The sequence below is a fragment of the Rhodanobacter sp. Root627 genome (assembly GCF_001427835.1).
GTDB lineage: Bacteria > Pseudomonadota > Gammaproteobacteria > Xanthomonadales > Rhodanobacteraceae > Rhodanobacter > Rhodanobacter ginsenosidimutans.
Genome location: NZ_LMGW01000003.1, coordinates 225,128 through 235,958, shown reverse-complemented (window position 1 = coordinate 235,958; position 10,831 = coordinate 225,128). Strand labels below are relative to the sequence as shown.

Genomic DNA, 10,831 nt, shown 5'->3' with positions numbered 1-10,831 from the left:
CTTCCGATGGCGCCGTCAGGCACCGTCGAACTCAATCGTCATCGCTGCTGAAAGCGCGGCGCAGCAGCAGGAAGGCGCCGATGGTGCCGGCCACGATTGCCACCGTGGCGACCGGGTGGCGATTCACCTGGCGGCGCATGCGGCGGTAGTGGTAGTTGGTTTCGTCGGCCAGGTCTTCCGCGGCGCGGGTCAACTGGCGGCGATAGCGGCCATCGCCCGCGCCGAAACGCTCCTGGATGCGGCGACGACCGCGGTCGATGAGGTTCTGCGCGCTGTCTACCGCGCCGTTCGCGGACTGGCGAACGCGTTGGCCGGCCTGCTCGCTGGCGTCACGAATCTGCCGTTCGATATCACGTCTGTGCATGGCGTTCTCCTGGACTCTGCTGACGTCACAGGCTGCCAGCGCATTCGTGAGCGAGGCGTATACCCGCGCGGTCGGGCACGGGTACCGTTCAGCCCAGCAGGTACTCGCCGCCACGCTGCAGCGCACGCTGGTAGCCCGGGCGTGAGTGGATGCGTTGCAGGAAGGCGCACAGTTTCGGCCGCGTCTCGTCCAGCCCGCCGCGCGCGGCGAACGCCTCCAGCGGAAAACTCAACTGGATGTCGGCCACGCTGAAGGTGGTGCCGCCGAACCAGTCGCTGTTTTGCAACCGGGATTCGAGGTAGTCCAGATGCAAGGCCAGTTGCGGGTCGACGAAATCGTGCTGCACCTTGCGCGCGATGCCCTTGCCGATCGGCTTGGCGAAAAACGGCATCGGCGCGCGTTCCACCCTTTGGAACACCAGCTTCAGCAGCAACGGCGGCATCGCCGAACCTTCGGCGTAGTGCAGCCAGTAATTGCAGCGCAGGCGCTCGGGCGTGCCATGCGCGGGAATCAGCACACCGGCGCCGTAACGATCGGCCAGGTACTCGACGATGGCGCCCGACTCGGCCACGGTCAGCTTGCCGTCGGTGATCACCGGCGACTTGCCCAGCGGATGCACCGCGCGCAGTTCGGGCGGCGCCAGCATGGTTTTCGGGTCGCGCTGGTAGCGCTTGATCTCGTACGGCACGCCCAATTCCTCCAGCAGCCACAGGATGCGTTGCGAGCGCGAGTTGTTGAGATGGTGCACGACGATCATGAAGGCTCCACAAGGGGCGACATGGTGAGTGGGTATCCGGCGGCGCCGGCCACGTGCGCAAGCATGCCGCACTGCATCACAGCATGCCTGATTCGCGTCTGTGCGGCAGATGCTCCGAGTGGCCGCCGAGCGATCGCCATCGTCTGGACATCCGAACCGTGCTCCAACTACTGTAGGGCGGTTCTGAAGGGGTGATGAATCGGCAGTGTCCCGGCCCGGAATCAGCAAACTTCCGGACACCCGGCCAGACGCAAAACGCTCCTTCCCCATCGACGTTCCCGCCTGGCCCACCCTCGTGGCATTCCGGCCGGCGCGTCGCCCAACGCAACCCGAGGACGAAACATGACGGTACCCAGGAAAATCGGCTTGATCGCCGCATGCGCGCTCGGCGGCCTGATGGCATCGCCCGCGTTTGCCCAGGAGCCGGCACCGGCGCCGACGCGCCAGGAACTCGCCGGCAAGCCGTGGATGAACACCCACCTGAGCGCCGCCGAACGCACCCAGCTGGTGCTCAAGGAAATGACCCAGGAGGAAAAGCTGCGCCTGGTGATGGGCTATTTCGGCACCGACCTGGACGGCAAGCATTACAAGCGGCCGAAGGAATCGCTGCACCAGTCCGCGGGCTTCGTCTACGGCGTTCCGCGCCTCGGCATTCCCAACCAGTGGCAGACCGATGCCGGTGTGGGCGTGGCGTCGCAGCGCGGGCCGAACGTGCGCGAGCGCACCTCGCTGCCCTCGGGCATGAACACCGCGGCCACCTGGAACCCCGAGGTCGGCTTTGCCGGCGGCGCGATGATCGGCGCCGAGGCGCGTTCGTCCGGCTTCAACGAGATGCTGGCCGGTGGCGTCAACCTGGTGCGCGAACCACGCAACGGGCGCAATTTTGAATACGGCGGTGAAGACCCGCTGCTCGCCGGCACCATCGTCGGTGCGCAGATCAAGGGCATCCAGTCGAACCACATCATCTCGACGCTGAAGCACTACGCGTTGAACGACCAGGAGACCGGCCGCAACTTCCTCAACGTCGAGGTCGACGATGCGGCGGCGCGCATGTCCGATCTGCTGGCATTCCAGATCGCCAACGAACAGGGCCAGCCCGGTTCGGTGATGTGCTCCTACAACCGGGTTGACGGTATCTACGCCTGCGAAAACCCGTACCTGCTGAACGAAGTGCTGAAGGGCGACTGGGGCTTCAAGGGTTTCGTGATGTCCGACTGGGGCGCGACCCACAGCACGGTCCAGGCAGCCAACAACGGCCTGGACCAGCAGTCCGGCGTGCCGTTCGACAAGTCGCGCTATTTCGGTGACGCGCTGGGCGAGGCGGTGGCCAATGGCTGGGTGCCGCAGAAGCGGCTTGATGACATGGCCGGCCGCGTCCTGTACGCCATGTTCGAGCACAAGCTGATCGACGATCCGGTCACCGGCCCGAAGAACAACATCGATTTCGCCGCCCATGCCAAGGTCACGCAGAACGATGCCGAAGAAGGCATGGTGCTGCTGAAGAACGACAACGCGCTGCTGCCGATCAAGGCGGGCCTGAAGAAAATCGCCATCATCGGTTCCCATGCCGACGTGGGCGTGCTTTCCGGCGGTGGTTCGTCGCAGGTCTACCCGGTGGGCGGCATGGCGGTGAAGGGGCTGGGCCCCGATTCATTCCCCGGCCCCACGGTGTACTTCCCGTCGTCGCCGCTGAAGGCGATCCAGGCCCGCGCGGGCAACGCCAAGGTCACGTTCAATGATGGCTCCGATCCCGCCGCCGCTGCGCGGCTGGCGGCGGCCAGCGATCTGGTCATCGTGTTTGCCCATCAGTGGACGGCCGAAGCGTTTGACGTGCCCAACCTGTCACTGCCCGACAACCAGGATGCGTTGATCGCCGCGGTGGCCAAGGCCAATCCGCATACGGCCGTGGTGCTGGAAACCGGCGGCGCGGTGCTGATGCCGTGGCTGAAGGACGTCGGCGCGGTACTGGAGGCGTGGTATCCGGGCACCAGCGGCGGCGAAGCCATCGGCCGGGTGCTGTTCGGTGAAGTGAATCCGTCGGGCCATCTGCCGATCACCTTCCCGGCCTCGGAGCAGCAACTGCCGCGTCCGGTGCTCGATGGCGACCCGAAGAAGCCGGAGCTGCGTTTCGACGTCAATTACAGCGAAGGCGCGGCGGTGGGCTACAAGTGGTTTGACCTGAAAGGCCTGAAGCCGCTGTTCCCGTTCGGTTATGGCTTGTCGTACACCAGTTTCAGCCATGACGGTCTGGCCGCCCATTGGGCCGATGGCCAGCTGACCGTGAGCTTCACGATCAAGAACACCGGCGCCGTGGCCGGCAAGGACGTGGCGCAGGTTTACGTCGCGTCGCCGAAGGGCTTGTGGGAAGCACCCAAGCGTCTGGGCGCGTTCCAGAAGCTGGCGCTGAAGCCGGGTGAAAGCCGCAAGGTCAGCGTCAAGGTCGATCCGCGCCTGCTGGCGATGTACCAGAGCAAGGACAAGACCTGGAAAATCGCCAGCGGCGAGTATCAGGTGACCGTGGCCAAGTCCGCGCTCGATCCGCAGGCCAGCGTGACGGTGAAGCTGCCGGCGACGACCGTGGACGTCAACGGCAAGTAACCCGTTTTGCAGTGCGTTCGAAAGCCCTTCCGGCTCCGCCGGAGGGGCTTTCTGCTTTCCGGGGCGACCGCGCCCGCACGTTGACACCGCGTTGCCGCCATGGCGTTTAGCGTGGCGGCAACGCGTTTCAACGGATGCATCCATGACCAGGCAAGCCACCCACGTCTACACCGAGCCACGGGATATCCAGCGCTTCGAGACGCTGGTGCAGGCATTGTCCGATGGCGCACGCGTCCGCCTGCATCTGGTCGATGGCCAGCATTGCGAGGGCGTGGTGTGCGCCCGCCCCACCGTGCAGATGTTCTACGACGACACCGGCAAGGAGGGCGTCAATGGCGTGGTGGAGCTGGAGCACCTGAACCTGTCGGACTGGCGCCGGCGGGTGTGGTTCGACCAGATCACCGACGTGGAGCTGCTCGATACGAATGCACCGTTGCGGGCGTGACTGCAGCCGTGCCGCCGCTGCGGTTGCACCACAGTGGTGGACGATTCAAGCTAGTGGCTTTGTCCCTGCGAGCCTTTGCCGATGATCCGACTGACGATTTTTCGCCTGGCCCTGGCCACGTTTCCTTGTGGGCTGGTGATGCTTGCCGGTTGTTCCGGTGGCGGTGCGCCGGCGCCGGGCGCGGAGCAGCAGCAGGCCGCCGCGAAAGCGCAGGCGGCGGCCACCAATCTCGACACGTATCGTCAGCTGGTGCGCATCGGCAACGACCAGATGGCCGTGTCGATGGGCCAGGACATCGTGCGCCGTTTCCCGCAGAGCGCTGCCGCCGCGGAGGTGCAGAAGACCCTGCCGGACATCGAGAAGCGCTATCGCGAAACCAGCGAGAAAAACCGGCTGGCGCGGTTGTGGCTGTATCAGGTGGCGCCGATGCAGGGTGGCACCCAGTCGACCGCCACCATCCAGAGCAGCAAGCCCGGTGGCAACGACAGCGTGCGCCTGATCCTGCGGCGACATACCGACTGGGGCCAGAGCGTGTTCCTGTTCGGCTCGGGCGCGGGCTTCGTCTGTCGCGGCAATTGCACCATCAAGGCAACCGTCGACGGCAAGCCGGTGGGGATCAAGGCGTTTGCGCCGCCCAGCGGCGAGCCGGCGCTGATGATCCGCGATGACAAGCAGTTCCTGGCCCTGCTGCACGGCGCGGCGAAAATCACCATGGACGTCACCGTGGCCGATGGCGAGAAGAAGGAGACGCTGCTGTACGAGGTCGGCGGTTTCGATCCCGCGAAATGGCAGAAGCTGGACAAGCCGAAAAAGAAGTAGCACGCCGACTCAGTGCAGGAACAGTTTCTCGGTGATGCGCGCCAGCGGGCGTGCCATCGCCTTCTGCATCCACGGTGACAGGTCGAGTGGCTTGATCAGCATCTTCACCGTCATTTCCGCGGGAATGTGTCGGCGCAGCAGGCCCTGCGCCCGGTCGCTGATGCGGCGGAACTCCGCCTCGTTTTCGCGCAGGTGCGGGTAGCACTGGTTGAACACATGGCGAAGGGCGATATCGCTGTCCTCGCTCTTGATCTCGCGCACCCGCCGCAGAATCGCCCGGAAAACCTTGTAGCGACCGAAGTCCCCGCGTTCCCGGTACAGCAGGTAGTGACGATAGAAGTGCTTGTAGTGGCGCACTTCATCACTCTTGATGTAGCCGGTGAGTTCCTTCAGCACCGGCTCGTCGGTGATGTCGTGCAGGGCGCGGTAAAGGCCGGCGGTACCGGTTTCCACCACGCAGCGCGCGGCCAGCTCCAACCCGCGAGACGACTCCAGCTGCTCGGCGGTGCACACCGCGCCGTAGTCGTGCCAGAACGTGGCGAACGCCGCGTCCCAGTCGAACTCCGGCCACACGGCGCGCACATACGCGGCCAGAGCGCGGCCGTGCTGCAGCTCTTCGTGTTTCCAGTGTTCGGTCAGCCAGGTCTGCAACTCGGCGTCGTCGGCGAAGTGGTCGACGAGATTCTGCGCGTACAGGTCCGAGCCGCTTTCCACGAAGGAGGAGCTGCACAGCAGGAAAAACAGATCCTCGTTGTGGCGGATGCGGGCAATGTCGATGCGGCCGAGGTCCAGGCTTTCGAGGGTCCAGGGCAGGGCGGTGGTATAGGTCAACGCGATTCCTGTGAGTCACCGGATGTGGCGGCATCTTGCGCGCGGCCACATGACGAGGGGATGAGACAGGATAGGTCGTGTGGGTGCTGGCGGATTAACGCCACCCGACTTGCCGGCTGCGCGACGGAAGTTTCAGCGCACCACGGTGACCGGCACGTGCGCCTTGGCCAGCACGTTGCTGGAGACCGACCCCAGCAGCCAGCGCGCCAGCGCGCCGCGCTCGGTGTGGCCGATCACCAGGTGATCCACGCCGTGCTGTTCGATCTGGCCCAGCAGCACGTCGCCGGGGCTGCCGTAGGTCAGTTCCACGTCGACCAGTTCGTTGGCGTCGGGCACGATGGCGGTCAGTTCGTCCAGCAACTCGCGTGCGCGCTGGGTGCCCGAATCGGCCATCAACAACGCTGACACATCGGCGCCGCCCTCGGTGACCTGCAGCACCGACACCACGCGCACGCGGCCATGGTTGCAACGCGCCAGGTCGATGGCGAACTGGAAAGCGCGGCGTGATGCATCGGAGCCGTCGTAACCCACCAGCGAATACTTGACCATGATTGCTCCTCGGCGCCGTTCGACATCGGACGCAACGAGTCTAGGAGCCCTGTCGGCAGAAACACAAACCGCCGCGACCGTGCGGGCAAACCGCGTTCTCCGCGCGATGAACGCCGTGTTCATCGAGCGGGACATGGCGGGCTTGCCTGCACATTCGCATCACGCGGCGATGTACACGCTTCGCCCTCCCACCCTCTCAAGGAGATGACCATGATCAAGCGTACTTTTGGAATGGCGGCACTCGTGTTGGCCTGCGCGGGTGCGGCGACGATGATGCCGGCCGGCCAGGCCCAGGCAACCGATGCCAAGGTGGATTGCCACCTGGTCTACAACCTGTCCGGCTGGTCGCTGATCTACAAGCACGCCGAGGGCACCGGCACCATCACCTGCGAAAACGGCCAGACGGCCAATGTGAAGATCGAGGTGGTCGGCGGCGGCCTCACCGCCGGCAAGTACCGCATCAACAACGGCAAGGGCGAGATCAGCGACGTGCACGATATTTCCGATGTGTTCGGTGATTACGCCCAGGCCGGCGCCGAGGCGGGCGTGGTGAAAAGCTCGGGCGCGCAGGTGCTGACCAAGGGCACCACGTCCCTGGCATTGGCGGGCACCGGCGAGGGCGTCAACCTCGGTGTGTCGGTGGGCAAGTTCACCATCACGCGACGCTGAGCGGGGCCGACAGGCGGGATGAAAAAGGAGGGGCGCCGGTGGCGCCCTTCCTCGTTTCTACGCGTAAACTGCGGACTGTCGTTTTTTCCCGTCATCCATGGAGAGTCCGCCCATGCGTCGCATTTCCTGTTTGCTTGTCGTGGCCTTGTTGTTCGGTCTGGCGGCCCCGGCATGGGCAGCGGGACCACAGGTGGGGCAGGTCGCGCCGGCCTTCCATTTGCAGGATCAGAACGGCCACTGGCTGCAGCCGTCCGATTTCCACGGCCAATGGCTGGTGCTGTATTTCTACCCGAAGGATTTCACCCCCGGCTGCACCACCGAGGTGTGCACCTTCCGCGACGACATCGCCAAGCTGCGCAAGGCGGGCGCCAAGGTGGTGGGCATCAGCCTCGACGACGTGAAATCGCACGCCGAGTTCGCGCGCAAATACCACGTGCCCTTCCCGTTGCTGTCCGACGCGGACACCACCGTCGCCGCCGCTTACGGCGTACTGGCGTCCCGCGGCGGCTCGCATTACGCACGGCGCACCACCTTCCTGATCGATCCGCAGGGCAAGGTGGCCAAGGTCTATGAGGACGTTGACCCGGAGAAGAACTCCGCCCAGGTGCTGGCCGACCTCGCCGCGTCGAAGGCGGCGGGCTGATGCCGCTGCTGGTTCGCGCCGAAGGCCGGGTGGCGCCCGGACGCGGGTTGGCGGCATGGCGTGTGGTGACCTGGCTGTTGCTGCTGTTTGCCGCGATCGGTGGCGTGCAATACATCAACCACGGCAGCGCCGTCTGGGGTGAGCTGCAACGCTGGCCCGCGGGCGACACCGACCACGTGCCGGCGCTGCAGCGCATGCTGGCGTGGGATGCGGCTTACCTGCTGGTCGCGTTTGTCATCATCGTGCTGTGCGCGGGCGTGATCCTGCGTCAGGCCTGGGCGCGTTCCGCCTTGCGCGTCGCCGCCGTGCTGCTGGCGGCGTGGGCGCTGGCCAGCGGCGTGCTGCTGGCTTCGGCGATGCGGGCACTGTTTCCGGCGGACACCGCCGTGTCGCTGATGGTGGCGCAGCTTCCGCACAGTTACCTGCTGGCGCTGGGGATGAAGGCCGTCGCCGTGCCGGTGCTGCTGTGGCTGGCCTGGCGGCTGGGTCGGCCGGACGTGCGTGCCCGGTTCATGCGCCGGCGCTGATGGACGTTTGCCTGCAGGCGCATTCAGCAGGGATTGGTGCGCCGGCCGTTATGGGTGATCAACGTTTTTCAGGGATCCATCCGATGCGCCTTCGCCTGCTTGTCTTGCTGTGCACAACGTTGACGGCCACCTCGCTGTCGGCGCAGGAATGGGCGACCACCTGCCACGCCAGCAGCAGTTACGACGTCACCCTGAAGCCTTCAAGCATCCTGTTCGACCGGCCGTCACCGGCCCCGTTCCACGTCGAGATGCAGCGAGGCACGTTGCGCACCGACGGCACAGCGGTAGCGCTGAATGCGGAGCAGCAGGATCGCCTGACCTTGTTCGAGCGCGAGCTGCGCGCGCTGGCGCCGCGTGTGCGCACGGTGGCGCAGCACGGGCTGGATATGGCGGTGCGGGCGCTGAAGGAGGAGACCCGGGGCATGAGCCTCGGCGCCGACACCCGGGCGGAGCTCGATCGTCGCCTGGCCAGCCACGCGGCCACCTTCAAGCAGCGCATCGCCGCCAGCAACAGCACCCACGACTGGCAGAGCGACGTCATCGACCAGTACGCCAACCAGATCGCCGCCGACGTGCTGCCGTTGCTGGCCAACGACCTCGGCCAGCAGGCGCTCGACGCGGCGATGCGGGGTGATCTGCAGGCGGCGGCGACGCTGCGCGACCAGGCCACCGGGCTGGCCAGCGGCCTGCGACCACGACTGGAACAGCGGATGCAGGCGCTGCAACCGCAGATCGCCGCCTTGTGCCCCGCGATCACCCGGCTGGCCGATCTGCAGCAGGGCGTGCGTGGCAGCAACGGCCAGCCGCTGAACCTGTTGCACATCGGGCAGTGATTGCCTGATCGCCGTTCAGGGCTCCCTAAGCGGTGAGCGACGAGGATGACGCGTCATCTCGCTTCATCACCCGCTGGAGCCGATTGTGGCGCTGTTCGCTCCCCGTTCCATCTACGAACCCCTCATCCAGCACAGCATCGACCTGTGCCGGCTGTACCGCCGTGCCGCCACCGCCGCGCGCGAGCCGGGGTTGCGCAGCGTGCTGAATGAAAACGCCCAGACGCTGATGCTGGTGGTCGCCGACCTGCAGGCACAACAGCGCAGGACCGGTGAACCGTCCCGGCAGCGTGGCACCTTGCGCGGCACGCTGCGGGCACAGTGGGCGGCGGGCATGCCCAACAACGCCTCGCGCACGGACAACGACTGGATCCACGCACTGGGGCAATACGAAGTGCGCTTGCTGCACCTGTTCGAACGCGCCACCATTGCCACCGCCCCTGCCGACGTGGCGCTGGTGCTGCGCCGGCAACTGCCGCGCCTGCACGGCATCCACCTGGACATGCATGGCCTGGGTGGCACCGCGCGTCATTGAAGGAAGATCCCATGTCGCCGACCGCCGAGGCCGTGCTTGCCTTCTGGTTTGCCGAGGAAAGCGCCGCGCACTGGTTTGCCGCCGACGCCGCCTTCGATGCGCAGATCCGCACCCGTTTCGGTGCCGTCGCCACCGCCGCGGCCGACGGTGAACTCGATGGCTGGACGCGTACACCGCTGGGCTGGCTGGCGCTGCTGATCCTGCTGGACCAGTTCAGCCGCAATCTCCACCGCAACGATGCCAAGGCCTGGGCGCAAGACCCCAAGGCGTTGTCGCTGGCGCTGGCGGGCATCGAACGCGGCGACGACCAGGCCCTGCCACCGCTGCAGCGCGTGTTCGTCTATCTTCCGCTGGAACACGCTGAGGATCTCGCCGTGCAGCATCGCTCGGTGGCGCTGTTCGAGGCGCTTTGCGCCGAGTCGGGCCCCGAACAGCGGGCATCGTTCGAGGGCTTTCTCGACTACGCGCGGCGCCATCGCGACATCATCGAGCGCTTCGGCCGCTTCCCGCACCGCAATGCGGTGCGGGGCCGTTCGTCGACGGCGCAGGAGGCGATCTACCTGGCACAGCCGGGCGCCGGCTTCTGATCGACCGGTGCCGCGCTGGCGCCGATGCCGGCAAACCCCTTCGCGTACATGCAGCGGTTTCCGATACCGTCCCGCGGCGCACCGCGCCAGCCTGATCGGCGCCCATCACGGGCTACCTCGCCATCGGGAACGACCATGCCCAAACCCGCCACATCCCTGCCGCTCGCGCTGGCACTCGCCTGCGCGCTCGGCCTCTCCAGTACGGCGACTTTCGCCTCCAACACCTTGCGTGTCGGCAATCAGGTCCTCACCACCGGCGACAGCGTGATGCGCGTGGTTGAGCTGCTGGGAAAGCCGTCGCGCAAATTCCGGCGCCATCCCGCCACGTCGCGCGGCGGTCGTGGCGTGCGCGTGATCACCGATGCCGACCGCGGCGAGCAGTGGCAATACCGTCGCGGCAACCACCTCACCACGGTGACCATCATCGATGGCACGGTAGGTGACATCGACGACCGGCGCCGCTGAGAACGCGCTACCCGCCAGGCGCAACCCGGGTGATTTCGGCCCCGGGCGCCGCCGCCCTGCGGTCGACGCCAGCCGCCGATCCGTGACCCGCGTTGCCGCATCCGCCATGGGCGGGTTCGGCCCCGTCGAGCGTCCTCCGCGACCCGCATACTCCGCCGCATAGTGGGCGAAAGACCCGCCTGTTCGTTATGATTGGCACTTGTTTCCGCCGC

General features: G+C 66.3%; 14 protein-coding genes. 10 read left to right on the top strand and 4 right to left on the bottom strand.

What is annotated here, in order from left to right:
* Positions 1-31 precede the first annotated feature (31 nt).
* Positions 32-364: a hypothetical protein gene (locus ASD68_RS13885; protein WP_056084687.1), complete on the bottom strand. Its 333-nt coding sequence runs from the start codon at positions 362-364 to the stop codon at positions 32-34.
* A gap of 88 nt (positions 365-452) precedes the next feature.
* Positions 453-1,121, bottom strand: a complete 669-nt coding sequence (locus tag ASD68_RS13880; protein ID WP_056607824.1) for a glutathione S-transferase — start codon at positions 1,119-1,121, stop codon at positions 453-455.
* Positions 1,122-1,487: 366 nt separating this feature from the next.
* Here ASD68_RS13880 and ASD68_RS13875 point away from each other — a divergent pair, with 366 nt between their 5' ends.
* The 3 genes from ASD68_RS13875 to ASD68_RS13865 all read left to right on the top strand — a co-directional run bounded on the left by ASD68_RS13875 (position 1,488) and on the right by ASD68_RS13865 (position 4,983).
* Complete coding sequence (locus tag ASD68_RS13875) at positions 1,488-3,719, top strand: glycoside hydrolase family 3 C-terminal domain-containing protein (protein ID WP_082546081.1); 2,232 nt, start codon at positions 1,488-1,490, stop codon at positions 3,717-3,719.
* A 142-nt stretch (positions 3,720-3,861) separates the two neighbouring features.
* Positions 3,862-4,164: a DUF3247 family protein gene (locus tag ASD68_RS13870; RefSeq protein WP_056084696.1), complete on the top strand. Its 303-nt coding sequence runs from the start codon at positions 3,862-3,864 to the stop codon at positions 4,162-4,164.
* Between the two features lie 81 nt (positions 4,165-4,245).
* On the top strand, positions 4,246-4,983 hold the full coding sequence (locus ASD68_RS13865) for a hypothetical protein (RefSeq protein WP_056607821.1): 738 nt from the start codon (positions 4,246-4,248) through the stop codon (positions 4,981-4,983).
* 9 nt (positions 4,984-4,992) lie between these two features.
* Here ASD68_RS13865 and ASD68_RS13860 read toward each other — a convergent pair whose 3' ends face one another.
* Positions 4,993-5,814: a ferritin-like domain-containing protein gene (locus tag ASD68_RS13860; protein ID WP_056607818.1), complete on the bottom strand. Its 822-nt coding sequence runs from the start codon at positions 5,812-5,814 to the stop codon at positions 4,993-4,995.
* A gap of 132 nt (positions 5,815-5,946) precedes the next feature.
* Complete coding sequence (locus ASD68_RS13855; protein WP_056607816.1) at positions 5,947-6,363, bottom strand: universal stress protein; 417 nt, start codon at positions 6,361-6,363, stop codon at positions 5,947-5,949.
* Positions 6,364-6,573: 210 nt separating this feature from the next.
* On the opposite strand from ASD68_RS13855, the gene ASD68_RS13850 reads away from it, so the two are divergent.
* The 7 genes from ASD68_RS13850 to ASD68_RS13820 all read left to right on the top strand — a co-directional run bounded on the left by ASD68_RS13850 (position 6,574) and on the right by ASD68_RS13820 (position 10,619).
* On the top strand, positions 6,574-7,032 hold the full coding sequence (locus ASD68_RS13850; protein WP_056084707.1) for a hypothetical protein: 459 nt from the start codon (positions 6,574-6,576) through the stop codon (positions 7,030-7,032).
* 112 nt (positions 7,033-7,144) lie between these two features.
* Entirely contained in the window at positions 7,145-7,675 is a 531-nt protein-coding gene (locus ASD68_RS13845) for a peroxiredoxin (protein WP_056084711.1), read from the top strand.
* Positions 7,675-8,202 (top strand): hypothetical protein, encoded by a 528-nt coding sequence (locus ASD68_RS13840; RefSeq protein WP_056607814.1) that lies wholly within the window; start codon positions 7,675-7,677, stop codon positions 8,200-8,202. Before ASD68_RS13845 ends, ASD68_RS13840 begins: the two co-directional genes overlap by 1 nt.
* Before the next feature lie 83 nt (positions 8,203-8,285).
* The gene (locus ASD68_RS13835) at positions 8,286-9,035 is read left to right on the top strand and encodes a DUF2884 family protein (RefSeq protein WP_156458423.1); all 750 of its coding nucleotides are present in this window, start codon (positions 8,286-8,288) and stop codon (positions 9,033-9,035) included.
* A gap of 85 nt (positions 9,036-9,120) precedes the next feature.
* Positions 9,121-9,567 carry a DUF2383 domain-containing protein gene (locus tag ASD68_RS13830; RefSeq protein WP_056084717.1) on the top strand — a complete coding sequence of 149 codons (447 nt, stop codon included), beginning with the start codon at positions 9,121-9,123 and terminating at the stop codon, positions 9,565-9,567.
* An 11-nt stretch (positions 9,568-9,578) separates the two neighbouring features.
* Positions 9,579-10,154: a DUF924 family protein gene (locus ASD68_RS13825; protein ID WP_056607812.1), complete on the top strand. Its 576-nt coding sequence runs from the start codon at positions 9,579-9,581 to the stop codon at positions 10,152-10,154.
* A gap of 135 nt (positions 10,155-10,289) precedes the next feature.
* The gene (locus tag ASD68_RS13820) at positions 10,290-10,619 is read left to right on the top strand and encodes a DUF2845 domain-containing protein (RefSeq protein WP_056607810.1); all 330 of its coding nucleotides are present in this window, start codon (positions 10,290-10,292) and stop codon (positions 10,617-10,619) included.
* Positions 10,620-10,831 lie beyond the last annotated feature (212 nt).

Excerpts from the sequence above, each read along its gene's own strand:
- ASD68_RS13855 (WP_056607816.1), bottom strand. The coding sequence starts at position 6,363 with ATGGTCAAGTATTCGCTGGTGGGTTACGACGGCTCCGATGCATCACGC.
- ASD68_RS13820 (WP_056607810.1), top strand. The coding sequence starts at position 10,290 with ATGCCCAAACCCGCCACATCCCTGCCGCTCGCGCTGGCACTCGCCTGC.
- ASD68_RS13865 (WP_056607821.1), top strand. The coding sequence starts at position 4,246 with ATGATCCGACTGACGATTTTTCGCCTGGCCCTGGCCACGTTTCCTTGT.
- ASD68_RS13870 (WP_056084696.1), top strand. The coding sequence starts at position 3,862 with ATGACCAGGCAAGCCACCCACGTCTACACCGAGCCACGGGATATCCAG.
- ASD68_RS13880 (WP_056607824.1), bottom strand. The coding sequence starts at position 1,121 with ATGATCGTCGTGCACCATCTCAACAACTCGCGCTCGCAACGCATCCTG.
- ASD68_RS13850 (WP_056084707.1), top strand. The coding sequence starts at position 6,574 with ATGATCAAGCGTACTTTTGGAATGGCGGCACTCGTGTTGGCCTGCGCG.
- ASD68_RS13845 (WP_056084711.1), top strand. The coding sequence starts at position 7,145 with ATGCGTCGCATTTCCTGTTTGCTTGTCGTGGCCTTGTTGTTCGGTCTG.
- ASD68_RS13825 (WP_056607812.1), top strand. The coding sequence starts at position 9,579 with ATGTCGCCGACCGCCGAGGCCGTGCTTGCCTTCTGGTTTGCCGAGGAA.
- ASD68_RS13835 (WP_156458423.1), top strand. The coding sequence starts at position 8,286 with ATGCGCCTTCGCCTGCTTGTCTTGCTGTGCACAACGTTGACGGCCACC.
- ASD68_RS13885 (WP_056084687.1), bottom strand. The coding sequence starts at position 364 with ATGCACAGACGTGATATCGAACGGCAGATTCGTGACGCCAGCGAGCAG.
- ASD68_RS13840 (WP_056607814.1), top strand. The coding sequence starts at position 7,675 with ATGCCGCTGCTGGTTCGCGCCGAAGGCCGGGTGGCGCCCGGACGCGGG.